The following is a 25148-nucleotide window of genomic DNA, read 5'->3' as shown; positions in this document are numbered from 1 at the left end:
GTGCGAAAGCCCCGGACGCTTTGACCGGCGTTCGCGTAAACGACTAGACTAAACAGGCGCGTACTACGTGCGCGCATCTACAATCCACAAAATCAGGATGACCCGGCGGAACGCTTGCTGTGACGCCGTGCTCTTGGCCTGCATTCCATAATGCCGGCGAAGCGGTTTGCCTGACCGACTCACTATCCACAACGGAGCCCCTACTACATGACCATCACCTCCACCGAGAAGCCCGGTACCCCCGTAGTCGCCATTAACGACATCGGTACCGCTGAGGACTTCCTCGCAGCTGTCGACGCCACCATCAAGTACTTCAACGACGGAGACCTCGTCGAAGGTACCGTCGTCAAGGTCGACCGCGACGAAGTCCTGCTCGACATCGGTTACAAGACCGAAGGTGTCATTCCCTCCCGCGAGCTTTCCATCAAGCACGACGTTGACCCCGGAGACGTCGTCTCCGTTGGCGATCAGGTCGAAGCCCTGGTGCTCACCAAGGAAGACAAAGAAGGCCGCCTGATCCTCTCCAAGAAGCGTGCTCAGTACGAGCGTGCCTGGGGCGACATCGAGAAGGTCAAGGAAGAAGACGGTGTTGTCACCGGTACCGTCATCGAGGTTGTCAAGGGTGGTCTTATCCTCGACATTGGTCTGCGCGGCTTCCTGCCCGCATCCCTCGTCGAGATGCGCCGTGTGCGCGACCTCGCTCCGTACATCGGTCAGCAGATCGAAGCCAAGATCATCGAGCTGGACAAGAACCGCAACAACGTTGTGCTGTCCCGCCGTGCATGGCTCGAGCAGACCCAGTCCGAGGTCCGCTCCACGTTCCTCAACAAGCTGGAAAAGGGCCAGGTCCGTCCCGGCGTCGTTTCCTCCATCGTCAACTTCGGTGCCTTCGTGGACCTGGGCGGCGTAGACGGCCTGGTTCACGTTTCCGAGCTGTCCTGGAAGCACATCGACCACCCGTCCGAGGTTGTCGAAGTTGGCCAGGAAGTCACCGTCGAGGTTCTCGAGGTCGACCTGGACCGCGAGCGCGTCTCCCTGTCGCTCAAGGCTACGCAGGAAGATCCGTGGCAGACCTTCGCCCGCACCCACGCCCTCGGCCAGGTTGTTCCGGGTAAGGTCACCAAGCTCGTTCCGTTCGGCGCGTTCGTTCGCGTTGAAGACGGCATCGAAGGCCTGGTCCACATCTCCGAGCTCGCCGTGCGCCACGTTGAGCTGGCCGAGCAGGTTGTCTCCGTTGGTGACGAGCTGTTCGTCAAGGTCATCGACATCGACCTCGAGCGCCGCCGCATCTCGCTCTCCCTCAAGCAGGCCAACGAGGGCGTCGACGCCGACAGCACCGAATTCGATCCGGCTCTCTACGGCATGGCCGCAGAGTACGACGAAGAGGGCAACTACAAGTACCCGGAGGGCTTCGACCCGGAGTCCAACGAGTGGCTTGAAGGCTACGAGAACCAGCGCGCAGCCTGGGAGCAGCAGTACGCTGACGCCCAGACCCGCTGGGAAGCACACAAGAAGCAGGTTGCCCAGCACGCTGCCGACGACGCTGCAGCTGCAACGTCCGGTGAGAGCGATTCCGGCACCACCAGCTACTCCTCCGAGCCGGCTGCAGCCGAGACCGGTGCAGGCACGCTTGCTTCGGACGAGGCTCTTGCCGCTCTGCGCGAGAAGCTGACCGGCAACTAATTGCCCGTGATCCTCAAGGAGTCAGCTCCCTGAGGCCAGGCAGTTTGTAGCTTGAAGGTGGCCGTCCCCTCGGGGGCGGCCACCTTTTTGTGTGCCCCGAGGGGACATGCCCATTTTTGAAGCCCTCCCTCCGGGGACATGCCCATTCTTCGAGCCGGACCGTGGGCATTTGTGGATTGTGCCCAGTCCTGGCCTTGGGCGCGGGACATGTCCAGTGCGGGGAAGTCCGCGCCATGCCCTGGCGTCGGACATGCCCTTCGGGCGCCCGGACAAACGGACATGCCCATTTTTGAAGCCCTCCCTCCGGGGACATGCCCATTCTTCGAGCCGGACCGTGGGCATTTGTGGATTGTGCCCAGTCCTGGCCCTGGGCGCGGGACATGTCCAGTGCGGGGAAGTCCGCGCCATGCCCTGGTGCCGGACATGCCCTTCGGGCGCCCGGACAAACGGACATGCCCATTTTTGAAGCCCTCCCTCCGGGGACATGCCCATTTTTCGAGCCGGCCCTTGGACATTTGTGGATTGTGCCCAGCCCTGGCCCCGGGCGCGGGACATGTCCAGTGCGGGGAGGCCGGCGCCATGCCCTGGCGCCGGACATGCGCATTCCTGGCCCTAGGCACCGGGCTGCCGTTGCACGCGTTTCCTGCTCGTCAGGACAAGCAAGGGGCCGCGCCATGGAATGTAGGCTCCTTGACGGCAGCCAGGCGCTGACGACGGGGGCATGTCCAATGACGGAAGGGAGCGCGGGCCCGGCCCAGGGTGCCATGCCTTCAGCGCAGCGGGATCTTCGCTATGACCGGCACCGTGTGCGTCTGCGAGGCGGCATCGGTCACCAGTTCGGCGCCCGCGTACTTCAGCAACGCGAGGGCTCCCACATTGCCGGCCGTCGTCTCGGCTACCAGGACGGCTGCCCCGGTCGACGCGGCGCGAGCCCTTACGAGGCGCAGCGCCTCGCGGCCCACACCCTGGCCGCGGAAGCTCCGGGCGAGCCAGATTCCGGTCTCCAGCGCCCAGCCGCCACCCCCTGCAACGGCCCCGGCAGCACCAACGGCGTAGCCGCCACCCCCCGCAACAGCCCCGGCGGCACCAACAGCCCCGGCGCCACCACCGGCCCAGCCCTCATCCGCTGCTGCCGTCTCCGTGTCCATACGCCTGAGCCGCACGGACCCTGCCATCTGCCCGTCGCAGCTGATGGCCCACGTCTTCTGCCCCGCGGGACCGTCCAGGCCGGCTGCGGCGGCGCGGTGGAATTCGCGGAACCAGCTGATCCGGTCGGTGTTCCAGCCGGCGGTCGTGCCCAGCGGCGGGGTGACCTCGTCGGCGTCGGCGTCCCGGAGCCCAAGTTCCAGGAGTTGTTCGAGAACGTCCTCGCTGACGTCAAGCAGCGCGACCGGGGGCACGGGCTCAGCTGATGGGCACATCGATCCACTCCGTTTCTCCGGGCAGCAGCGACGCGCTGCCGGCCGACATGGCGGCCACGCGGTCCGCTGCCCGGGCCAGTTCTTCCGGATCATCCGGCAGCGCCAGCCTCAGGACAGTAGTCTGCGCCTCGTAACGGGTTTCGGCCATGACATACCCCGCGGCGCGCAGATCGTTCTCGAGCCGGCCGGCGACGGCGTGCTGTACGGGTACCGAGCAAATGCGCAGCCGGCGGCGCCGCACGAGGGGAGCCAGCTCCAGCGCTCCGGACACCGATTCGGAATAGGCACGCACCAGGCCGCCGGCACCCAGGAGAATGCCGCCGAAATAGCGCACGACGACGACGGCGACGTCGCTGAGATCGGCGACGCCGGGCGCGGTCTCCCGCTTCAGCAGCGCCTCGAGCATGGGGATGCCCGCGGTGCCGGACGGCTCGCCGTCGTCGTTGGAACGCTGGATGCCCCGGTCGGGGCCGAGCACGAAGGCGAAGCAGTGATGCCGGGCGTCATGGAATTCGCGGCGCAACCCGCCCAGGACGGCCCGGGCGGCGTCCTCGTCCGCCGTGCGGGCCAGCACGGTGATGAAACGGGACCGCTTGACCTCGATTTCGTGCCGAAACCCGGGCCCCGCGGCGAGGGTGGTGTAGACGGCCGTCCTGCTCTCGGGGGATTCCGCCGCATCTGCCACCGGTTCAGTTTAGTCTGGTGAGGTGTTGAAGATCGGGTTGACCGGCGGAATCGCCTCGGGGAAGTCCATGGTTGCCGCGCGCCTGCGCGACCTTGGAGCAGTGCTTGTCGACGCCGACGCGCTGGCCCGGGAGGTCGTGGAACCTGGTACGCCCGGGCTGGCCAGTGTGGTGGAAGCCTTCGGTGCCGCCGTCCTGACCCCGGAAGGCCGGCTGGACCGGGCCCGGCTCGGTGCCCTTGTCTTCGGTGATGCGGAGCGCCTGGCCGCGCTGAACGGCATCGTCCACCCCTTGGTGCGGGAGCGCGCCGCGGCGATGGTCGCCGCCGCCCCGGCCGGCGCCGTCGTGGTCCAGGACATCCCGCTCCTGGTCGAAACCGGGCAAGGGAAGAACTTCCATCTGGTGGTCGTGGTGGATGCCCCCGACGACGTCCGGGTCCGCCGCATGGCCGAACACCGCAACATGACCGCCGACGAGGCGCGCGCCCGGATGGCAGCCCAGGCGGGCCGCGAGGACCGGCTGGCCGCCGCGGACGTCGTGCTGGATAACTCGGGCACCCCGGAGGACCTCCGGCACGCGGTCGACGCGCTGTGGGAGGAGCGGGTCAGGCCGTTCGCATTGAACCTCAAGGAGCAGAGGATCGCCCCGCGGACGGCGGGGCCGGTCCTCGCCCCGGCCGATCCGGCCTGGGCCGCGCAGGCCGCCCGGCTGATCGCCCGGCTGCGGGCAGCGGTCCCGCAGGATGTCCTGGGCGTCGACCACCTCGGGTCCACGGCCGTCCCTGGCCTCGACGCCAAAGATGTGATCGACCTCCAGCTCAGCGTCCGGGACCTCGACGCCGCGGACCGGATCGCGCCGCTGTTGGCCGACGCAGGATTCCCGCGCTGGCCCGGCATCATCGCCGACAACCCGAAGCCCTCGCACCCGGACCCTGCCGACTGGGGCAAGAGGCTGCACGGCAACGCCGACCCCGGCCGGCCGGTGAATCTCCACCTCCGCGCGGCCGGCTCGCCGGGCTGGCGGTACGCGCTGTGCTTCCGCGACTGGCTGCGCGCCGATCCCGAAGCCCGGGCGGACTATGTCGCCGAAAAGCAACGGGTCGCCGGGCTGCACGGCGTCGACAAGTCCACCGCCGGCTACGCGGCCGACAAGGAGGGCTGGTTCACCGAGTATGCCTGGCCCCGGATGGAAGCGTGGGTGCAGCGCACGGGATGGCAACCGCCGTCGTACGCGGACGACGCCGGAGCAGACGACGCCGGTGCCGGCACCGGCGGCGGCGCCACCGCAACGGCACCTGCCGCCGGCCCCGGTACTGCCCAAAGCTGAATCAGGGCATCCTGTCACAGCCCGGCGGTAGATTAGGTACATGAGTCTTGCCCAGGAAATCAACCGCGTCGTGGCGCCCTTCGAGGTCATCAGTGAGTTCCAGCCGGCGGGTGACCAGCCGGCCGCCATCGCAGAGCTGACTGAGCGCATCCAGAACGGCGAAAAAGACGTCGTGCTGCTTGGCGCCACCGGTACCGGTAAGAGCGCGACCACGGCCTGGCTGATCGAGCAGGTCCAGCGGCCCACCCTGGTGATGGTGCAGAACAAAACCCTCGCCGCGCAGCTGGCCAACGAATTCCGCGAACTGCTGCCGAACAACGCGGTGGAATACTTCGTGTCCTACTACGACTACTACCAGCCGGAGGCCTACGTCGCCCAGACGGACACCTTCATCGAGAAGGACTCCTCCGTCAACGAGGAAGTCGAACGGCTCCGCCACTCCGCGACCAACGCGCTGCTGACCCGCCGCGACGTGATCGTGGTTGCCACCGTCTCCTGCATCTACGGCCTCGGCACCCCGGAAGAATACATCGCCGGGATGGTGACCCTCCGCAAGGGGGCGGAGATGAACCGTGACGACCTGCTCCGAAAGTTCGTCTCCATGCAGTACACCCGCAACGACATGGACTTCCACCGCGGCACGTTCCGGGTCCGCGGCGACACCGTGGAAATCATCCCGATGTACGAGGAACTGGCGATCCGGATCGAGTTTTTCGGTGACGAGATCGAAAATATCCAGACCCTGCACCCGCTGACCGGCGAAGTGCTCCGGGACGAGAACGAAATGTACGTCTTCCCCGCCTCGCACTACGTCGCCGGTCCGGAACGGATGGGCCGGGCGATCAAGCGGATCGAAGATGAACTGGCCGAGCGCCTCGCCGTGCTGGAAAGCCAGAACAAGCTGGTCGAGGCCCAACGGCTCCGGATGCGCACCACCTATGACCTGGAAATGATGCAGCAGATGGGGTTCTGCAACGGCATCGAGAACTATTCCTCGCACATCGACGGCCGGGCCCGGGGGACCGCGCCGCACTGCCTGATCGACTACTTCCCGGATGACTTCCTCCTGGTGATCGATGAGTCCCACGTCACCGTGCCGCAGATCGGCGCCATGTACGAGGGCGACATGTCCCGCAAACGGAACCTCGTGGACCACGGCTTCCGGCTGCCCTCGGCGATGGACAACCGCCCGCTCAAATGGGACGAGTTTCAGGACCGCGTGGGCCAGACCGTCTACCTGTCCGCGACGCCGGGCAAGTACGAGCTCGGCAAGTCCGACGGCTTCGTCCAGCAGATCATCCGCCCCACCGGCCTGATCGACCCCGAGGTCGTCGTCAAGCCCACGAAGGGGCAGATCGATGACCTGCTGGGCGAAATCCGGACCCGGACCGCGAAGAACGAGCGGGTCCTGGTCACCACCCTGACCAAGCGGATGGCCGAGGACCTGACGGACTACCTGCTGGGCCATGGCGTGAAGGTGGAATACCTGCACTCCGACGTCGATACCCTCCGCCGCGTGGAACTCCTGCGCGAACTGCGGATGGGTGTCTTCGACGTCCTCGTCGGCATCAACCTGCTCCGTGAAGGTCTGGACCTCCCGGAGGTGTCGCTGGTCAGCATCCTGGACGCGGACAAGGAAGGCTTCCTGCGCTCCTCGACATCCCTGATCCAGACCATCGGGCGTGCCGCCCGAAACGTCTCCGGCCAGGTGCACATGTACGCGGACCGGATCACCGATTCGATGGCCCATGCCATCGACGAGACCAACCGCCGCCGCGCCATCCAGGTGGCCTACAACACGGAGAACGGGATCGATCCCCAGCCGCTTCGAAAGAAGATCGCGGACATCACCGACCAGCTGGCCAAGGAAGACGCGGACACCCGCCAGCTGCTGGCCGCGGCCGGGAAGAACCGCGGCAAGGGCAAGGGCACCTCGCTCATCCGTACGGACGGGCTCGCCGCCGCGCCGGCCGAGGACCTCGTCGGGCTGATCGAACAGCTGACCGAACAGATGCACGCCGCAGCCGGGGAGCTGCAGTTCGAACTGGCCGCCCGGCTGCGCGACGAGGTGGGGGATTTGAAGAAGGAACTGCGGCAAATGCAATCCGCGGGGCACGCCTAGGGTAAACTCGGTCAAACGTAGGGGAGTATCCCAAACGCTACGATCGTCAACACGCACGGCTACGATGCCGCGCCGGGCGTAGCGGGCAGCCAGGCAGCGTCATGCGCCGGCGGTCGGAGAGACTTACACCGCTGAGCTGTACCCTACGAAAGGTATTTCCCCCGTGCCCGAGCTTCCCCTGTGGTTCGAGATCGGCTCGTTTGTCGTCCTCGGCGTCATTCTGGCCATCGACCTGCTGATGGTCCTCAAACGCCCGCATGAGCCCTCCATGAAAGAAGCCGGACTGTGGGTCGCGTTCTACGTGGCCCTGGCCCTGGTCTTCGCCGGCGCCATGTTCGCCTTCACCGGCCCGGAATTCGGCGGCCAGTTCATCGCCGGCTGGGTGACCGAATACAGCCTGAGCATCGACAACCTGTTCGTCTTCATCATCATCATGGCGCGCTTCTCGGTACCGAGAAAGTATCAGCAGGAAGTGCTCATGGTGGGCATCATCATCGCCCTGATCCTCCGCGGCATCTTCATCATGCTCGGCGCGATCGTGATCGAGCAGTTCAGCTGGGTCTTCTACATCTTCGGCGCCTTCCTGCTCTGGACCGCCTGGAAGCAGGCCCAGGACGAGGGCGAGGACGAGGAAGACAAGGAAAACCCGCTGATCGCCCGGATCCGCCGGGTCCTGCCGATGTCCGAGAAGTTCGACGGCGGCAAGCTCCGCACCGTCGTTGACGGCAAGAAGGTGTTCACCCCGATGCTGATCGTCTTCGTGACCATCGGCATGACGGACCTGCTCTTCGCTGTCGACTCCATTCCGGCCATTTTCGGCCTCACCCAGAGCGCCTTCATCGTCTTCACCGCCAACATCTTTGCCCTCATGGGGCTGCGCCAGCTGTACTTCCTGCTCGGCGGCCTCATGAACCGGCTCATCTACCTCAAGCACGCCCTGTCCGTGATCCTGGCGTTCATCGGTGTGAAGCTGGTCCTGCACGCCATGCACGTCAACGAGCTGCCCTTTATCAACGGCGGCCAGCACATCGAATGGGCCCCCGAGATCCCCACCTACGTCTCGCTCGGTGTGATCATCGGCACCATCGTCGTCGCGGTGGTCGCCAGCCTCATGAGCTCCAAGGCGTCCAAGTCGAAGCTGGATGCCCGGCTGGAAGAGGACTCCCGCAAGAGCCTGAGCGACGTCGACTAGTACCAAACCGCCGGGGCGAGAGTGCAGGACACACCTCGCGGCACATAGCAGTACGGCGCTGGACCCTCACGGGTCCGGCGCCGTACCTGTTTAAGCAGTACCTGCTAAGCCGGGCGCCATCGGCCCGGGACCGTGCCTGGCCGCGCCCGGGTCACCGTCGGGCGGAACGTGCCATCCCCAGCAGGCGCCCGAAGATCGCCTCGCCGTCGTCCGCGATGCCGTCGTGGTGGAAGTCGCCGGTTTCCCAGACCTGCAGGCCCCGGACCGCGGCCGCCGTCTCCAGGGACAGCTCCCGGTCCACGTAGATGTCGTCGGTGTAGACGGCCGCGGCGACGGGCACGGTGTTCAGCGCCAGTCGCTCCGGGTCGTAGAGGGGTGCCCAGCCGTCCATTTCGGCCAGGAGCCGGGCCACGTCCTGCAGCGGGTGCAGGGCCGGGTCCTGCTCGAAATACCAGGGGTACACCATTTCCCCGGTCAGAAGCGGTTCGCCGGCGTCGGGGCGGAACTCGGGGAATTCCTCCAGCACGCGCCAGGCGGCCCAGTTGGTGGCACCGTCCTGGGCGTAAATGGATTCGTGCATCAACGCGTACAACGGGTTCGCGGCCCGGGACACGAGGCCCCGGACCTGCTCCAGGAAGGTGTCCGAGAGACGGTCGCCGTCCGGTGTCGCCACGAAGGCGTCCTCGAGCAGGTGGTGCAGCGCGTCCACCCGGGTGTTCCCGCCCAGGAACGAGCCCACCATCTGGAACCGTTCCACCGTGAGCCGGCCGCCGTCGGGCAGCACCTCCTCCGTTTCCCGCAGGTGCCGGGCGATCCGGGTGACGGCGGCCCGGTCCTCGGGATACCAGTCAAAGTATTCGGCGTTCCGGGCCGCGACCCGCTGGAACGTGGCCCGGTACACTCGGTCGGCGGAGCCGCCCAGCGGGGCCAGCCCGCCCGTCACGAGGACCTCGCGCAGCCCCTCGGGGGCGAAGGAAAGGTAGCTGAGCGCGCAGAATCCGCCGTAGCTCTGGCCGTAGATGGTCCACGGGGCCGAGTTCAGGGCCGCCCTGATCGCCTCGGCGTCGGCGACGATCGAGTCGGCGCGGAAGTGCGTCAGGTAGTCAGCCTGCTCCGCGTCGGTGCCGCGCAGCGGCAGCGTGTTGCGGTCGACGGGCGAGGACAGGCCGGTGCCGCGCTGGTCCAGCATGAGGATCCGGAAGTCCTTCGCGGCGGCCTTGCTCCAGCCGCCCAGCGACGGGAACCGGTTTCCACGCCCGCCGGGACCGCCCTGCAGGAAAAGCAGCCAGGGCAGCCCGGCGGCCTCGGCCTCGCTGTGTTCGGTGGACACGTACTCGCGGGCGAACACGGAGATGGTTTCGCCGCGGCGCCCCGTCTCGCTGAAGTGGTCCAGGGGGACCTGGAAGTAATGTTCCGCGGTCCGCATTCCCCGGTAGGTGTGTCGTGCCCGGACGCTGTGCGGAACTTTGCGCCCGGCGCTGGAGGCAGTCTCCAGCAGGGCGGCTCCCATGAGCCCCGTCATTGGGAGATCAGCCACGGGTGGCCGCCTCGCGGGAACCGGAGCTGGAGCCGGCAGGGGAGCCGGCGCCGGCAACTGCCGGGCGGCTGCCGAAGGCCGTCAGCGCCGCTCCGGTGAGGCGGAAGGTGGACCATTCCTCCATCGGCAGGGCGCCGAGGTTCTTGTAGAAGTTGATGGAGGGCTCGTTCCAGTCCAGGACACTCCATTCGACGCGCGCATAGCCCCGGTCGACGGCGGTCGCTGCCAGGTGCTGCAGCAGTGCCTTGCCGTGGCCCTCGCCGCGGGCCTCCGGCCGGACGTAGAGGTCCTCGAGGTAGATCCCGTGGACGCCCTCCCACGTGGAGTAGTTCAGGAACCAGAGGGCGAAGCCGCGGACCTCGCCCGCGGAGTTCTCCGCCATGGTGGCGAAGACCTTGGGATGCTCGCCGAAAAGGACCTCGGTGAGCATCCCGGGGGTGTTCCGGACGGCGTCCGGTTCCTTCTCGTAGAGGGCGAGGTCGTGGATCATCTGCAGGATGGCAGGGACGTCATGCGCTGTAGCAGGCCGGATTACACTCATTGTCCGAGTTTACCCGCGGCGCGAAGGCCCAGGCTGGTGCGACGGCGCCGGCCCGGCGCCGTCCAGGCCCTGCGGCCGCCCCCGTGCAGGCCAGCCCCCGTGCCGTCCCGCCTAGAGCCGGTTGACGTCCGTGACGCGGACGACGGCGGTCCCGGACTCGTCCGAGGCCGCCAGGTCCACGTCGGCGGAAATGCCCCAGTCGTGGTTGCCGGCGGGGTCATCGAAGATCTGCCGCACCTTCCACACCCCGGGTTCCTCGGTGATGATCAGCAGCCCGGGACCGCGGGCGTCCGGTCCGGTGCCGATGTCGTTGTGCTCATCAAAGTAGTCATCGAGGGCATCTTCCCAGCGCTCGGCGTCCCAGCCGGAGCCGGCGTCGAGCTCGCCCAGGGCGGTGGCGGCCTCATCGGCGAACAGCTCCACGCGGCGGAACATCTCGTTGCGCACCATCACCCGGAAGGCCCGGATGTTGGAGGTCAGCGACGGCGGCGGGGGCGGGGGAGCGTCATGCGGTGTGGGCGCCGCGCCGGATGTGAGCTCTTCCCATTCGTCCAGCAGGCTGGAGTCCACCTGCCGGACCAGTTCGCCCAGCCAGGCGATGAGGTCCTCGAGGTCCTCACGGAGGGCATCCTGCGGGACCGTCTGGCGGAGCGCCTTGAAACCGTCGGCGAGGTAGCGCAGCACGATTCCCTCCGAGCGGGCGAGGCCGTAGAACTGGACGAACTCGCCGAAGTTCATGGCGCGCTCGTACATGTCCCGGACCACGGACTTGGGCGCGAGCTCGAAGTCACCGACCCAGGGCGCGGCCTTGCGGTAGACGTCGAACGCCTCGCCGAGGATCTCGGCGAGCGGCTGCGGGTAGGTGACCTCCTCGAGCATCGCCATCCGCTGGTCGTACTCGATGCCGTCGGCCTTCATCGCCGCGATCGCCTCGCCGCGCGCCTTCTTCTGCTGTGCCGAGAGGATCTGCCGCGGCTTCTCCAGGGTCGCCTCGATCACCGACACCACGTCCAGGGCGTACGACGGCGACTCCGGGTCCAGCAGCTCCAGCGCCGCCAGCGCGAACGGGGACAGCGGCTGGTTGAGGGCAAAGTTTGCCTGCAGATGGACCGTGAGCCGGACCGTGCGGCCGTCAGCACCCTGCTCCCCGGCCGGGATCCGCTCCACGACGCCGGCCGCGAGCAGCTCACGGTAGATTCCCAGGGCCTTCTTCATGAGCCGCAGCTGGGCCGGACGGGTCTCGTGGTTTTCGGTGAGGAGGCGGCGGGCGGCCTGGAACGGGTCGCCGGGGCGTTCCATCAGGTTCATCAGCATCGCATGCGTCACGGTGAAACTCGACGTCAGCGGATCCGGAACGGACTCGACCAGCCGCTTGTACGTCGGTTCGCCCCAGGACACGAAGCCTTCCGGGGGCTTCTTCTTGACCACCTGTCGCAGCTTCTTCTGGTCGTCGCCGAACTTGGCCGTGGCCTTGGCCATCGCCTTCACGTTTTCCGTCACGTGCTCCGGGGCCTGGACCACCACGGTTCCTGCGGTGTCATAGCCGGCGCGGCCGGCGCGCCCGGCGATCTGGTGGAACTCACGGGAGTTCAGCAGACGGGTGCGGACGCCGTCGTATTTGCTCAGTGCCGTCAGCAGCACGGTGCGGATGGGCACGTTGATGCCCACCCCGAGCGTATCCGTGCCGCAGATGACCTTCAGCAGACCGGCCTGGGCAAGCTGTTCGACCAGCCGGCGGTACTTCGGCAGCATGCCGGCGTGGTGAACGCCGATCCCGTGCCGGACCAGGCGGTTAAGGGTCTTGCCGAAGCCTGCGGCGAAGCGGAACCCCGCAATGAGCTCGGCGATCTTGTCTTTTTCCTCGCGGGTGCAGACGTTGATGCTCATCAGGTTCTGGGCCCGGTCGATCGCCTCGACCTGGCTGAAGTGGACGACGTAGACCGGGACCTGCTTGGTGGCGAGCAGCTCCTCCAGCGTCTCGTGGACCGGAGTCTGCTCGTAGTAGTAGTGCAGCGGGATGGGGCGTTCCGCGGAACTGACGGTCGTCGTCGTGCGGCCGGTCAGGTCGCTGAGGCCGTCCTCGAACCGGCTGACATCGCCGAGCGTCGCCGACATCAGCAGGAACTGCGCCTGGGGCAGTTCAAGCAGCGGCACCTGCCACGCCCAGCCGCGCTGCGGGTCCGAGTAGAAGTGGAACTCGTCCATGATCACGGCGCCGAGCTGCGCCGCAGAACCTTCACGCAGGGCGATGTTGGCCAGGATCTCGGCCGTGCAGCAGATGATCGGGGCGTCCTGGTTCACGCCGGAGTCGCCGGTGATCATGCCGACGTTGTCGGCGCCGAAGATCTCACAGAGGGCGAAGAACTTTTCCGAGACGAGGGCCTTGATCGGGGCGGTGTAGTAGCTCCGCTGCCCGCGGGCCATGGCCTGGAAGTGCGCGGCAATGGCCACGAGGGATTTCCCGGACCCGGTCGGGGTGGCCAGGATGACGTTTGAGCCGGCGGCCAGCTCCATGATGGCCTCGTCCTGGGCGTTGTACAGGGCCAGGCCGCGGGTCTCGGTCCACTCGACAAACCGGGTGTAGAGCTCGTCCGGGTCCAGGCCCGTCCTGCCGGGGATACGGGCGGCCGGGGCGGGGAGCTGATCAACGAGTTTCATTGCTGTCCAGCTTAGTGCCCGCGTGGTAGCCGCGGCACCGCACGCAGTGCAGGCGCGCGCCGTGAGCCGCCCGCAGCGCAGGCGTGCTTCCTTGGCTGGCCCACGGGCCGGGACTAGGCTTCGGTTAGGACAACGTGCCGGGAACTGGAGGCAGCCATGAAGTGGGATCCGGAGAAATATGTGCAGTTCGGGGACTACCGGGACAGACCATTTTTTGATCTGACCGGTCGGATTCACGCCGAAGCCCCGCGGCACGTGGTGGACCTCGGCTGCGGTCCCGGCAACCTGACCGCGACGCTCGCGGACCGCTGGCCGGGCGCGCAGGTGGTGGGTCTGGATTCGTCGCCGGAAATGCTGGCCACTTCCAAGGACCACGCAGCCGCGGCGGCCAATCTTTCCTACGAGCTGGCCGACATTGAGCACTGGCTGCCGTCCGGGGACACGGACGTGGTGGTCACCAACGCGGCCCTGCAGTGGGTGCCCGGCCACCGAAAGCTCCTGCCCCTATGGCTCGATGCCCTCAAACCGGGCGCCTGGTTCGCGCTGCAAGTGCCGGGGAACTTCAATGCACCGTCGCACACCCTGATGCGGGAGCTGGCCGATTCTCCGGCCTGGGCGGGGCGGCTCGCCGGGGTGCTCCGCCACGACGACGTGGTGGGGGAGGCAGCGGAATATCTGGAGATCATGCTCGACGCCGGTTGTGCCGCCGACGCCTGGGAGACCACGTACCTTCAGCTGCTCCCGGGCGCCAACCCCGTTTTGGAGTGGGTCCGCGGAACCGGACTCAGGCCGGTCCTCGCGGCCCTCCCCGACGACGAGGCCAGGGAGTTCGAGGCCGAGTATTCGGCACGGCTGGACGACGCATATCCGGCAGGCCGGCACGGGACGGTCTTCCCGTTCCGCCGCACGTTCGCGGTGGCGCAGAAGACCGGGTAGGGGGCGTGTCAGCCGCATGACACGAAGCACTCCGGAATGGGGCTTACAATGACGTGGCGGTGTGGGGCGGCCGTTAGGCTGATCACCATTCCGGGCCCTGGGCTAGTAATGGAGGTTCAGTGCTTATAGGCCTGATGTCGCGGCTGTTGTCCGCGCATAGGGGGACCGTGCTGGCCATCGTTGTGCTGCAGCTCGTGCAAGCCACCGCCAACCTGCTCCTGCCCACCCTGAATGCCGCGATCATCGACGACGGCATCATCGGCGGGGACACCGGGGAGATCCTCCACCTCGGGGCCTGGATGGCCGGAATCGCTGCCGTCCAGGTGATCACGGCCGTCGCGGCCGGATATCTGGGCGCCGTGGTCGCCATGGAGATTGGCGGCCAGCTGCGCGGGGAGCTCTTCGCGAAGGTGCAGTCCTTCTCCTCCCAGGAGGTGGGCCTTTTCGGTGCGCCCAGCCTCGTGACCCGGGCCACCAACGACGTCGCCCAGATCCAAAACCTCGCCGTCCTGGTGTTCATCATGCTGATTGCCGCACCGGCGATCTTCATCGGCGGCATCGTGCTGGCCGTGCACCAGGACGTGGTGCTGTCCTGGATTGTGGTCGTGGTGATCCCGGTCCTGACGGTGATCATGACGGTGATCGTCCGCCGCCTGATTCCCCTGTACCGCCAGGGCCAGGGCCTCCTGGACCGGATCGGCCGGGTGCTGCGGGAGCAGATCATCGGCGCGAATGTCATCCGCGGCTTTGTCCGGCAGGACCACGAGGTCCGCCGGTTCGATGAAGCCAACAAGGACCTCACCCGGAACAATCTGCAATCCGCCCTCCTGGTGGCGGCGATGATGCCGATGATCATGTTCGTGGTCAACATCTCCTCCGTGTTCGTGGTGTGGTTCGGCGGCCATCGCATCGACGCCGGCGAAATGCGGCTGGGGGCGCTGACGGCGTTCATCGCCTACATCCTGCAGATCCTGATTGCCATCATGATGGCGATGTACGTCTTCATGACCGCCCCCCGGGCGGCGGCCTGCGCGGAACGGATCCGCGAGGTGCTGGACACGGAACCGGCCATCGCGGATCCGGCCGTTCCCGCCGGGGCCACCGCTGCCACCATTCCGGCCGGCGGGGCCAGTGCGGCGGGCACCGCCGGTGCGGCCGCCGTCGCCCCGGGCCGCTCCGGCGCTGTCGAGTTCCGGAACGTGTCCTTCGCTTACCCCGGCGCCGAAGCACCCGTGCTGGACGGCGTCTCCTTCACCGCCAGGGCCGGTACCACGACGGCGATCATCGGCGCGACCGGCAGCGGCAAGACGACACTCCTGAACCTGCTGCCCCGCTTCCTCGACGCGACGGCCGGAGAGATCAGCATCGGCGGGGAGAACGTGCGGGCGATGCCCCTGGACGACCTGCGCGGCCTGATCGCAATAGTCCCGCAGCAGTCCTACCTGTTCGCGGACACGGTCGCGGGGAACCTCCGGTTCGGGGCGCCAGCCGCGAGCGAGCCCGAAATATGGCAGGCGCTTGAAGCTGCCCAGGCCGCCGACTTTGTCCGCGCCCTGCCGCTCGGGCTCGACACGCCCGTAAGCCAGGGCGGCACCAACTTCTCCGGCGGCGAACGGCAGCGCCTGTGCATCGCGCGGGCCCTGCTCAAGCGGGCCCCCGCCTACCTCTTCGACGACAGTTTCTCGGCTCTGGACTACGGCACCGACATCAGGCTCCGGGCGGCGATCGAGCCGCTGCTGCGCTCGGCGACCGTGCTGATCGTGGCCGAGCGGGTGTCAACAATCGTGGACGCCGGGCTGATCCTCGTCCTGGAGGGCGGCCGGGTGGTCGCGCAGGGCACGCACAGCGAACTCATGGAGTCCTCGCCCAGCTACCAGGAAATTGCCGCGTCCCAGCTGGTGCTGGAGGAAGCCCCGTGAGCCGCACGCGGGCACACCGCGCCGGGACCGTTGCGGGACCCGGCGTGCCGGAGCGCATCAAATGGCACACCGCCGCCCGGCTGCTTGGCCTGCTGTTGCCGCTGAAGTGGCGGATGGCCGGCGTCATCGCCGCGACCTGCGCGTTCGTGACACTCAACGTGGCGGCGCCCAAGGTGCTGGGCGACGCCACCGACGTCGTCGTCGACGGCTTCCTGGGCGGCTCCCTCGACGAGCAACAGCTGGCCGGGCGGCTACTGGCCGTTTCGGCCATGTACGTCGGGGCGTCGCTGTTCAGCTGGATCCAGGGCAGCCTGACCGCCACCGCGGTGCAGCGCCTCAGCTACGGCCTCCGCGGCTCCGTGGAACAAAAACTCCATGTGCTGCCGTCCAGCCATTTCGAGGAGCAGCGCCGCGGCGACGTGCTCAGCCGGGCCACGAACGACGTCGACAATATCTCCCAGGCGCTCAACCAGCTCCTCAACCAGCTGATCATGGCCGTCCTGATGCTCTCGGCCGCTCTCGCCATGATGCTGTGGCTCTCGCCGCTGCTGGCGCTGATCGCGATCCTCTCGGTGCCCGTGTCCACGATGATCACCGTGCTCGTGGCCCGGCACTCCCAGGCGCACTTCAAGGAGCAGTGGAGCAGCACGGGGGCGCTGACTGCCCAACTCGAAGAGTTCTTCACCGGGCATGAAGTGGTCAAGGCCTTCGGCCGGCAGGAAGAGTCGGCGGCGAGCTTCCGGGAGCGCAACGAGAAGCTCACCCGATCGAGCACCCGCGCCCAGTATTTGTCCGGCATCGTGCAGCCGCTGCTGGTGTTTGTCGCCAACCTCAACTACATCGCAATTGCTGTTGTGGGGGCGCTGCAGGTCACCGCGGGGCTCTTGACGATCGGCGGCATCCAGGCCTTTGTCCAGTTCTCCCGTCTCTTTAGCCAGCCGGTGAGCCAGATCGGCGGCATGCTGACTCTCGTGCAGTCCTGCCTGGCCTCGGCGGAGCGGGTGTTTGAGCTGCTGGACGCCCCGGAGATCCCTGCGGACAGCGCCGTGCCGGCCGTTTCGGCGAACGGCGCCGGCAAGCTGCAAGGCTTCACGGCCGCGCGAAAGCTCCATGTCCCGCGCAAATCCTCCAACGGACGCAAAGCCCCTGCCCCGGGCACGCCCGGCGACCTGCTGGATCCCAGCGCAGTGGCGGGCCGGGTCACGTTCGAGCACGTCAGCTTCAGCTACAGCCCCGGCACCCCCGTGGTGAAGGACCTCTCCTTCACGGTGGACCCGGGACAGACCGTGGCGATCGTGGGACACACCGGTGCCGGCAAGACCACCGTGGTCAACCTCCTGATGCGCTTCTACGAACTCGACTCCGGCCGGATCCTGGTGGACTCCACGGACATCGCCACCATCCCGCGGGACGAGCTGCGGCGCGCCTTCGGAATCGTCCTGCAGGATGCCTGGCTGTTTACCGGCAGCATCCGGGAGAACATCGAATACGGCCGGCCCGGCGCCGCCGAAGCCGATATCGTTGCGGCGGCCCACGCCAGCCACGTGGATCAGTTTGTCCGGTCCCTGCCGGCCGGCTACGCCACGATGCTCGGCAACGACGGCGACTCCCTGAGCCGGGGCCAGCGCCAGCTCGTCTCGATCGCACGGGCGCAGCTCGCCGGGCGCAGCATCATGGTGCTGGATGAGGCGACGAGCTCCGTCGACAGCCGCACTGAGGTGCAGATCCGGCATGCCATGGAGCAGCTGCGGGCCGGTCACACGAGCTTCGTGATCGCGCACCGTTTGTCCACGGTCCGGGACGCTGATCTAATTCTCGTCATGGACCACGGACGAATCGTTGAACACGGCACCCACCAGCAGCTGGTGACCCGGCAGGGGCTCTACAAGGATTTGTACGAGGCCCAGTTCGCCGGCCGCGAACAGGTCCCGGCCGTCCAGGAGGCCGAACAGTGAGCCCTGCGGACGCCGTGGGGGAGCGTTTTCCCGGATCCTGGCGGACCAATCCGGCCAGCTCCGTCCCGCTCTTCGAACAGCTGCGGCTCTACGTGATCGAGCGCGCCGACAACGGCACACTCGCGCCGGGCACCAGGCTTCCGGCCGTGCGGAGCCTGGCCGGCGAACTGGGCGTGGCCCCGCACACTGTGGCGCGGGCCTACAAGGAACTCGAGGCCGCCGGCGTCGTAGTGACGAAGGGTCGCAACGGGACCGTTGTGTGTGCCCGCGATGCCGCCTGGAGTTCGCTGTCCGCCGCCGCCGCCGAGTTCGCCGCGGCCGCCAAAGCCCAGGGCGCCAGTTTCGCCGAGGCCGTGCAGCTGCTGGCCGCCGCCTACGACCGCCAATAGCACATCCGGCGCCGCCCGTGGCGCGCGGAATAGTTTTTCGAAGAAGTTTTCGATTAGCATTAGATTCGTGCCTAAAGCTGTAGCTGAAGATCCAGCCGTTGAAGTCCATTCCGCCGTCGAGCCGCTGGCAGTCCGGGATGCGGCCCCGTCCCGCCCCGTCCTGAAGCGTCCGGACATGACGCGCCTCGTCGTCAAGGGCGCCCGCGAGCACAACCTGCGCAACGTGGACCTCGACCTGCCGCGCGATGCCATGATCGTGTTCACCGGCCTGTCCGGCTCCGGAAAGTCCTCCCTCGCGTTCGACACCATCTTCGCCGAGGGCCAGCGCCGCTACGTCGAATCCCTCTCCGCCTACGCCCGGCAGTTCCTGGGCCAGGTGGACAAGCCCGACGTCGACTTCATCGAGGGCCTCTCGCCGGCGGTGTCCATCGACCAGAAGTCCACGTCCAAGAACCCTCGCTCGACCGTGGGCACCATCACCGAGATTTACGACTACATGCGCCTGCTCTGGGCCCGTGTGGGCCGGCCGCACTGCCCCGTCTGCGGGGAGCCCGTGACCAAGCAGACCCCGCAGCAGATCGTCGACCAGCTGCTCGAGCTCCCGGACGGCACCCGCTTCCAGGTGCTGGCACCCGTGGTCCGCGGCCGCAAGGGCGAATTCGTGGACCTCTTCAAGGAACTCACCGCCAAGGGCTACTCGCGGGCCCGGGTGGACGGCGAGCTCGTCCACCTGAGTGATCCGCCGAAGCTGGGCAAGCAGTTCAAGCACACCATCGAAGTGGTGGTGGACCGCCTCGTGGTCAAGGAAGGTATCAGCCAGCGCCTGACCGACTCGGTCGAAACCGCCCTCGGACTGGCGGAGGGCCGCATATTGGCCGAATTCGTCGACCTCGAAGCAGACGATCCCGAGCGGATCAGGGCGTTCTCAGAACACCTCGCCTGCCCCAACGAGCACCCCCTGGCGATCGACGAGATCGAGCCCCGCTCCTTCTCATTCAACAACCCTTTCGGCGCCTGCAGCGCGTGCAGCGGCATCGGCACCAAGCTGGAGGTCGACGAGGAACTCCTCATCCCCAACCCCGAGCTCTCGCTCTCCGAGGGGGCCATTGCGCCGTGGTCCCTGGGCACCGCCACCACGGAGTACTGGAACCGGCTGCTGGCCGGCCTCGCCGAGGAACTCGGCTTCTCCATGACGACGGCGTGGGAGAAGCTCGACACCGACGTCCGGCAGACCGTCCTGCACGGCAAGGACCACAAGGTGGTGGTGCAATACCGCAACCGCTTCGGCCGGGAACGCAAGTACAGCACCGGTTTTGAGGGCGTCGTGCAGTACGTCCACCGCAAGCATGGCGAGACCGATTCCGACTATGCGCGCGACCGCTACGAGGAATACATGCGCCAGGTCCCGTGCCCGGCCTGCAACGGTGCCCGGCTGAACCCTGCGTCGCTCTCGGTGCTGATCAACGGCAAGTCAATCGCCGAGGTCGCCGCGCTGCCCATGCGGGAATGCGCCGACTTCCTCGAAAACCTCGTCCTCACCGGCCGCGAGGCCCAGATCGCCCACCAGGTCCTCAAGGAGATCCAGGCCCGCCTGACCTTCCTCCTCGACGTCGGACTCGAGTACCTGAACCTGGAGCGGCCCTCCGGCACCCTGTCCGGCGGCGAAGCCCAGCGCATCCGTTTGGCCACCCAGATCGGCTCCGGCCTCGTGGGCGTGCTGTACGTCCTCGACGAGCCCTCGATTGGCCTGCACCAGCGGGACAACCGCCGCCTGATCGAGACACTCACCCGGCTCCGGGACCTCGGCAACACCCTGATCGTCGTGGAGCATGACGAGGACACCATCCACGAGGCCGACTGGGTGGTGGACATCGGACCGGGCGCCGGCGAGCACGGCGGCATGGTGGTCCATTCCGGGTCCTACCAAGAGCTGCTGGAAAACACGGATTCGCTCACCGGCGACTACCTCTCCGGCCGGCGGAAAATCGAGATCCCGAAGAAGCGGCGCAAATACGACAAGAAGCGCGAGCTCAAGGTGGTCGGGGCGAAGGAGAACAACCTCCTGAACATCGACGCCAGTTTCCCGCTGGGCCTCTTCACCGCCGTCACCGGCGTCAGCGGCTCGGGCAAGTCCACCCTGGTCAACGAGATCCTCTACAAGGTGCTCGCCAACAAGCTCAACGGCGCCAAGCAGGTGGCCGGCAGGCACAAGTCCGTCCAGGGCCTCGAACACCTGGACAAGGTGGTGCACGTCGACCAGAGCCCGATCGGCCGCACCCCGCGCTCGAACCCGGCCACTTACACCGGCGTGTTCGACAACATCCGCAAGCTCTTCGCCGAGACCACCGAGGCCAAGGTCCGCGGCTACCTCCCGGGCCGGTTCTCCTTCAACGTCAAGGGCGGCCGCTGCGAGGCCTGCTCCGGCGACGGCACCCTGAAGATCGAGATGAACTTCCTGCCGGACGTCTACGTCCCCTGCGAGGTCTGCCACGGCGCCCGGTACAACCGCGAAACCCTGGAGGTCCACTACAAGGGCAAGACCATCGCGGACGTGCTGAACATGCCCATCGAGGAAGGGGCCGAGTTCTTCGCGGCCTTCTCGCCGATCGCACGGCACCTCAACACGCTCGTCGACGTCGGCCTTGGCTACGTCCGGCTGGGCCAGCCCGCCACCACGCTCTCCGGCGGCGAGGCCCAGCGCGTGAAGCTCGCAGCCGAGCTTCAGAAACGCTCCAACGGCCGCAGCGTCTACGTCCTGGACGAGCCCACCACGGGCCTGCACTTCGAGGACATCCGCAAGCTCCTCATGGTGCTCCAGGGCCTCGTGGAGAAGGGCAACACGGTGATCACGATCGAACACAACCTCGACGTCATCAAGAGCGCCGACTGGATCGTGGACCTTGGCCCCGACGGCGGGTCCGGTGGCGGCCGTGTGGTCGCCTCCGGCACCCCCGAGCAGGTGGCCAAGTCGAGCGAGAGCCACACGGCCGCGTTCCTCGCCGAGCTCCTCGCCTGAACACCGGCCGCCAGGGACCGTGCGGCGGGCCAGGTAAGCCTCCGCCGCACGCGTCCCCGCCCGCAGGGACGTCTCCACCGGATGTATCCGCTGATGTATCGCGTGATGTAGTCCCTGATGTATTCCCGATGTATTCCTGAAGGAGCATGCGAATTTCTGGCAACCGCACACTCATGAGAAACTAAGCCGGTGACGCATACAACAGTGCCCGTAATCTTTGACCTTGACGGCACTCTTGTCGATCCCGCCGGGGGTATAACCGACGGTATCGCCGCGGCCCTCACCGAGCTTGGCCTGCCGGTTCCGGACAAGTCCCGGATGGACGCCATGATTGGGCCCAAGCTCAGCCATTCCCTGACGGAAATCGCCGGCGTTCCGGCCGCACAGCTGAAAGACGCCATCCGCATCTACCGCGCGCACTACGCATCCACGGGAATCGCGCAGAGCAGGCTGTACCCGGGAATCCGCGGCCTCCTCGAGGACTTCGTCGCCGCGGGCCGGCCCATCGCCGTCGCGACCCAGAAGCCGGAAGGGCTTGCCCGCACTGTCCTGGCGCACCACGGCATCGCCGGACTCTTCCACTGCATCCGGGGCTCCGCCGCCGACGAGGCCGCCAGCCCCGGAACGGGCTCCGCCCCCGACGGCTCCGTTCCCGACGGCTCCGTTCCCGAAGGTAAGGCCGGCATCGTCGCCGCCGCGCTCTCGGACCTCGCTGCCGCGGACCCTGCGGCCGCCGGCCGGGCCGTGATGGTGGGGGACCGGGCACAGGACGTCGCCGGGGCCGCTGCGAACGGACTGGACTGCATCGGCGTAGGCTGGGGGTTTGCGCCTGACGGCGAACTGCACGCGGCCGGTGCCGTCGAGATCGTGCACAACACCACGGCGCTTCACGCGACGATCAACCGGCTCTCCGAACGCCCGGGAACCACAGCCCTGAACGAGGTGCACACCGATGGCAATGTTTGACGCAATCCGCTGGACCACGCGGGGGCTTGTAACCACCACGTGCCGTCCCACGGTCATCGGCCTGGAAAACGTGCCCAAGGATGGGCCGTTCATTGTCGCCCCGAACCACCTCTCGTTCCTGGACAGCGTGATCGTCCAGGCCCTCATGCCGCGGCCCGTGGCCTTCTTCGCGAAGGCTGAATACTTCACCACCGGCGGCATCAAAGGCAAGGCCATGAAGTCCTTCTTCGAGGCCGTCGGCTCCATTCCGGTGGAACGCGGCGAGCAGGCGGCGAGCGTCCAGGCGCTGAAAACGCTGCTGGACATCCTCGACTCCGGCAAGGGCGTGGGCATCTATCCCGAAGGCACCCGCTCCCGCGACGGCATCCTGTACCGCGGCCGCACCGGCGTCGGCTGGCTGGCCCTCACCACCGGCGCGCCCGTAGTCCCGGTGGGCCTGATCGGCACCGAACACTTGCAGCCCGCGGACAGCAAGTCCGTCAAACCGCAGCACTTCACCATGAAGGTCGGCGAGCCGCTGTACTTCGAGAAAACCGGACCGGACCATTCCCTGCCGGCCCGCCGCCAGGTCACGGACCGCATCATGGACGCAATCGCAGACCTGAGCGGCCAGGAACGCTCCACCAGCTACAACCAGAGCAAGTCGGCCGAATAGCGCGCAGCTCCCGGCCCCCGCCGGGCATGCGGCGGTGCACGTGCAACGGCACCGCCGGCGGCTCAGTAGACTTGATGTGTGGCAGATCCAGCGAGTTACCGACCCCAGACGGGTGAAATTCCGACCAATCCGGGCGTGTACCGCTTCCGCGATCCGCACGGCCGGGTCATCTACGTCGGCAAGGCCAAGAACCTCCGTGCCCGGCTGAACACCTACTTCGCCAACCCCGCCGGGCTCATGCCCAAAACCTATGCCATGGTCCACACGGCCAGCAGCGTCGAATGGACCGTGGTGGGCAGCGAACTCGAGTCGCTGCAGCTGGAATACACCTGGATCAAAGAATTCACGCCCCGCTTCAACGTGATGTTCAGGGACGACAAAAGCTACCCGTACCTCGCCGTGACGATGGGGGAGAAGTACCCGCGCGTCCAGGTGCTGCGCGGCGACCGGCGCAAGGGGACCCGGTACTTCGGCCCGTACACCGCCGGCGCGATCCGGGACACCATGGACACCCTGCTGCGGGTGTTCCCGGTCCGCAGCTGCAGCGCCGGGGTGCTGAAGCGCGCCGAAGCCAGCGGCCGGCCCTGCCTGCTCGGCTACATCGACAAATGTTCCGCGCCGTGCGTCGGCCGGATCTCCGCCGCGGACCACCGCGCCCTGGCCGAGGACTTCTGCACGTTCATGGGCGGCGAAGCCAAGCCCTTCGTCAACCGGCTGGAACGGGAGATGGCCGCGGCAGTTGCTGAGCTCGACTACGAACGCGCGGCCCGGCTCCGGGACGACATCGTGGCGCTTAAGAAGGTCTTCGAACGTAACGCCGTCGTCCTGGCCGAGGGCACGGACGCCGACGTCTTCGCCCTGCACGAAGACGAGCTCGAGGCCGCCGTGCAGGTCTTCCACGTCCGGGGCGGACGGATCCGCGGCCAGCGCGGCTGGGTGGTGGAAAAGGTCGAGGACTCCACCACCCCGGAACTGGTCGAACACCTGCTCCAGCAGGTCTACGGCGAGGAAGCCGGGCTTCAGGGCAGGTTGCCCCGGGAAGTGCTGGTGCCTGCCGAACCCAGCAACGCCCCGGAGCTCGCGCAATGGCTCAGCGGCCTGCGCGGGGCCCGGGTGGACATCCGCGTTCCCCAGCGCGGAGACAAGGCCGCCCTCCTGTCCACGGTCCGTGAAAACGCGGAGCACGCCCTCAAACTTCACAAATCCCGGCGCGCCGGCGACCTCACCATGCGCTCCCAGGCCCTGCAGGAAATCCAGGAAGCGCTCGAGCTTCCCGTGGCGCTGCTGCGGATCGAGTGCTTCGACATCTCACACGTCCAGGGCACCAACGTGGTCGGCTCCATGGTGGTGGTCGAGGACGGCCTGCCGAAAAAGTCCGACTACCGGAAGTTCGCCGTGACCGGCGCCGCGGCCACTGACGACACGGCGGCCATGCATGATGTGCTGACCCGCCGGTTCCGGCACTATCTTCAAGAAAAAGACGAGCAGGCGGCGGCCGCGGCCAAACCGGCGCACCAGGCCGCCCTGGACGCGGCAACCGCCGCGGCGGTCGCGGACTCCACGACGCCAACACCGCGGAGCAAATTCGCCTACCCGCCCAACCTCGTCGTCGTCGACGGCGGCAAACCGCAGGTCAATGCCGCCGCAAGGGCGCTGGAAGAGCTCGGCATCGAGGACGTGTATGTGGTCGGCCTCGCCAAACGGCTCGAAGAGGTGTGGCTGCCGGACAGCGATTTCCCGGTGATCCTGCCGCGCGCCTCGGCCGGCCTGTATCTGCTGCAGCGGATCCGCGATGAGGCCCACCGCTTCGCCATCACCTTCCACCGGCAAAAGCGCGGCAAGGCCATGACGGCCTCCGCCCTGGACAGCGTGCCCGGTCTGGGCGAATCCAAGCGCAAGGCCCTCCTGGCGGAGTTCGGCTCCGTCAAGGGGATCAAAGCCGCGACGCAGGAGGAACTCACCGGCGCCAAGGGGATCGGCCCCTCCCTGGCCGCCGCGATCGTCCGGCACTTCGCTGGCGGCGGAGTCGAGGAAGCCGCCACGGTTCCTGCCGTCAACATGACCACCGGCGAAATTCTCGACGCTTAGCTAGTGCCGCCAAACTTAGCTAGGGTAAAGACTTGGGTACGGCACGGCAGCGGCATCACCG

At 67.3% G+C, this 25148-nt stretch carries 17 protein-coding genes; 12 read left to right on the top strand and 5 right to left on the bottom strand.

What is annotated here, in order from left to right:
• The first annotated feature begins 207 nt into the window (after positions 1-207).
• Positions 208-1683, top strand: coding sequence for a 30S ribosomal protein S1 (rpsA, locus tag AC1DNG_RS03175; protein WP_018773018.1), 1476 nt, complete (start codon positions 208-210; stop codon positions 1681-1683).
• A 770-nt stretch (positions 1684-2453) separates the two neighbouring features.
• On the opposite strand, the gene AC1DNG_RS03170 is transcribed toward rpsA, so the two are convergent.
• Together AC1DNG_RS03170 and AC1DNG_RS03165 are read right to left on the bottom strand one after the other, a co-directional pair.
• On the bottom strand, positions 2454-3083 hold the full coding sequence (locus AC1DNG_RS03170) for a GNAT family N-acetyltransferase (protein ID WP_476886585.1): 630 nt from the start codon (positions 3081-3083) through the stop codon (positions 2454-2456).
• A gap of 4 nt (positions 3084-3087) precedes the next feature.
• On the bottom strand, positions 3088-3789 hold the full coding sequence (locus AC1DNG_RS03165) for an IMPACT family protein (protein ID WP_476886584.1): 702 nt from the start codon (positions 3787-3789) through the stop codon (positions 3088-3090).
• Between the two features lie 22 nt (positions 3790-3811).
• Here AC1DNG_RS03165 and coaE point away from each other — a divergent pair, with 22 nt between their 5' ends.
• The 3 genes from coaE (at position 3812) to AC1DNG_RS03150 (ending at position 8427) form a co-directional block, all read left to right on the top strand.
• Positions 3812-5113 carry a dephospho-CoA kinase gene (coaE, locus tag AC1DNG_RS03160; RefSeq protein WP_476886583.1) on the top strand — a complete coding sequence of 434 codons (1302 nt, stop codon included), beginning with the start codon at positions 3812-3814 and terminating at the stop codon, positions 5111-5113.
• 40 nt (positions 5114-5153) lie between these two features.
• Positions 5154-7235, top strand: coding sequence for an excinuclease ABC subunit UvrB (uvrB, locus tag AC1DNG_RS03155; protein WP_476886582.1), 2082 nt, complete (start codon positions 5154-5156; stop codon positions 7233-7235).
• 163 nt (positions 7236-7398) lie between these two features.
• Positions 7399-8427, top strand: coding sequence for a TerC family protein (locus AC1DNG_RS03150; RefSeq protein ID WP_028276830.1), 1029 nt, complete (start codon positions 7399-7401; stop codon positions 8425-8427).
• A 151-nt stretch (positions 8428-8578) separates the two neighbouring features.
• Here AC1DNG_RS03150 and AC1DNG_RS03145 read toward each other — a convergent pair whose 3' ends face one another.
• The 3 genes from AC1DNG_RS03145 to AC1DNG_RS03135 form a co-directional block, all read right to left on the bottom strand.
• Positions 8579-9937 (bottom strand): alpha/beta fold hydrolase, encoded by a 1359-nt coding sequence (locus AC1DNG_RS03145; protein WP_476886672.1) that lies wholly within the window; start codon positions 9935-9937, stop codon positions 8579-8581.
• 19 nt (positions 9938-9956) lie between these two features.
• Positions 9957-10505 (bottom strand): N-acetyltransferase family protein, encoded by a 549-nt coding sequence (locus AC1DNG_RS03140; protein ID WP_476886581.1) that lies wholly within the window; start codon positions 10503-10505, stop codon positions 9957-9959.
• A gap of 111 nt (positions 10506-10616) precedes the next feature.
• Entirely contained in the window at positions 10617-13163 is a 2547-nt protein-coding gene (locus tag AC1DNG_RS03135) for a DEAD/DEAH box helicase (protein WP_476886580.1), read from the bottom strand.
• Positions 13164-13319: 156 nt separating this feature from the next.
• Between AC1DNG_RS03135 and AC1DNG_RS03130 the strand changes: the two genes are divergently transcribed.
• From AC1DNG_RS03130 to uvrC, 8 genes are all read left to right on the top strand, one after another.
• The gene (locus AC1DNG_RS03130; RefSeq protein WP_079549556.1) at positions 13320-14099 is read left to right on the top strand and encodes a trans-aconitate 2-methyltransferase; all 780 of its coding nucleotides are present in this window, start codon (positions 13320-13322) and stop codon (positions 14097-14099) included.
• Between the two features lie 134 nt (positions 14100-14233).
• Complete coding sequence (locus AC1DNG_RS03125; RefSeq protein WP_476886671.1) at positions 14234-16018, top strand: ABC transporter ATP-binding protein; 1785 nt, start codon at positions 14234-14236, stop codon at positions 16016-16018.
• Positions 16019-16131: 113 nt separating this feature from the next.
• Positions 16132-17973, top strand: coding sequence for an ABC transporter ATP-binding protein (locus tag AC1DNG_RS03120; RefSeq protein WP_476886670.1), 1842 nt, complete (start codon positions 16132-16134; stop codon positions 17971-17973).
• On the top strand, positions 17970-18362 hold the full coding sequence (locus AC1DNG_RS03115; RefSeq protein WP_476849612.1) for a GntR family transcriptional regulator: 393 nt from the start codon (positions 17970-17972) through the stop codon (positions 18360-18362). Before AC1DNG_RS03120 ends, AC1DNG_RS03115 begins: the two co-directional genes overlap by 4 nt.
• 67 nt (positions 18363-18429) lie before the next feature.
• Positions 18430-21378, top strand: a complete 2949-nt coding sequence (gene uvrA, locus AC1DNG_RS03110) for an excinuclease ABC subunit UvrA (RefSeq protein ID WP_476855939.1) — start codon at positions 18430-18432, stop codon at positions 21376-21378.
• Between the two features lie 189 nt (positions 21379-21567).
• Positions 21568-22344, top strand: coding sequence for an HAD hydrolase-like protein (locus AC1DNG_RS03105; protein WP_476886579.1), 777 nt, complete (start codon positions 21568-21570; stop codon positions 22342-22344).
• Positions 22331-22999: a lysophospholipid acyltransferase family protein gene (locus tag AC1DNG_RS03100; protein WP_476886578.1), complete on the top strand. Its 669-nt coding sequence runs from the start codon at positions 22331-22333 to the stop codon at positions 22997-22999. The genes AC1DNG_RS03105 and AC1DNG_RS03100 overlap by 14 nt, the downstream gene beginning before the upstream one ends.
• A gap of 78 nt (positions 23000-23077) precedes the next feature.
• Entirely contained in the window at positions 23078-25087 is a 2010-nt protein-coding gene (gene uvrC, locus AC1DNG_RS03095) for an excinuclease ABC subunit UvrC (protein WP_476849615.1), read from the top strand.
• Positions 25088-25148 lie beyond the last annotated feature (61 nt).

The organism is Arthrobacter sp. 01T425, assembly GCF_056398725.1.
The sequence above is the reverse complement of the archived record's forward strand: the minus strand, read 5'-3'. Positions and strand labels throughout refer to the sequence as shown.

Bases quoted from the DNA above. Each gene is read 5' to 3' on its own strand.
- rpsA (WP_018773018.1), top strand. From the start codon at position 208: ATGACCATCACCTCCACCGAGAAGCCCGGTACCCCCGTAGTCGCCATT.
- uvrB (WP_476886582.1), top strand. From the start codon at position 5,154: ATGAGTCTTGCCCAGGAAATCAACCGCGTCGTGGCGCCCTTCGAGGTC.
- AC1DNG_RS03145 (WP_476886672.1), bottom strand. From the start codon at position 9,937: ATGGGAGCCGCCCTGCTGGAGACTGCCTCCAGCGCCGGGCGCAAAGTT.
- AC1DNG_RS03140 (WP_476886581.1), bottom strand. From the start codon at position 10,505: ATGAGTGTAATCCGGCCTGCTACAGCGCATGACGTCCCTGCCATCCTG.
- AC1DNG_RS03135 (WP_476886580.1), bottom strand. From the start codon at position 13,163: ATGAAACTCGTTGATCAGCTCCCCGCCCCGGCCGCCCGTATCCCCGGC.
- AC1DNG_RS03130 (WP_079549556.1), top strand. From the start codon at position 13,320: ATGAAGTGGGATCCGGAGAAATATGTGCAGTTCGGGGACTACCGGGAC.
- AC1DNG_RS03125 (WP_476886671.1), top strand. From the start codon at position 14,234: ATGTCGCGGCTGTTGTCCGCGCATAGGGGGACCGTGCTGGCCATCGTT.
- AC1DNG_RS03120 (WP_476886670.1), top strand. From the start codon at position 16,132: ATGGCCGGCGTCATCGCCGCGACCTGCGCGTTCGTGACACTCAACGTG.
- AC1DNG_RS03100 (WP_476886578.1), top strand. From the start codon at position 22,331: ATGGCAATGTTTGACGCAATCCGCTGGACCACGCGGGGGCTTGTAACC.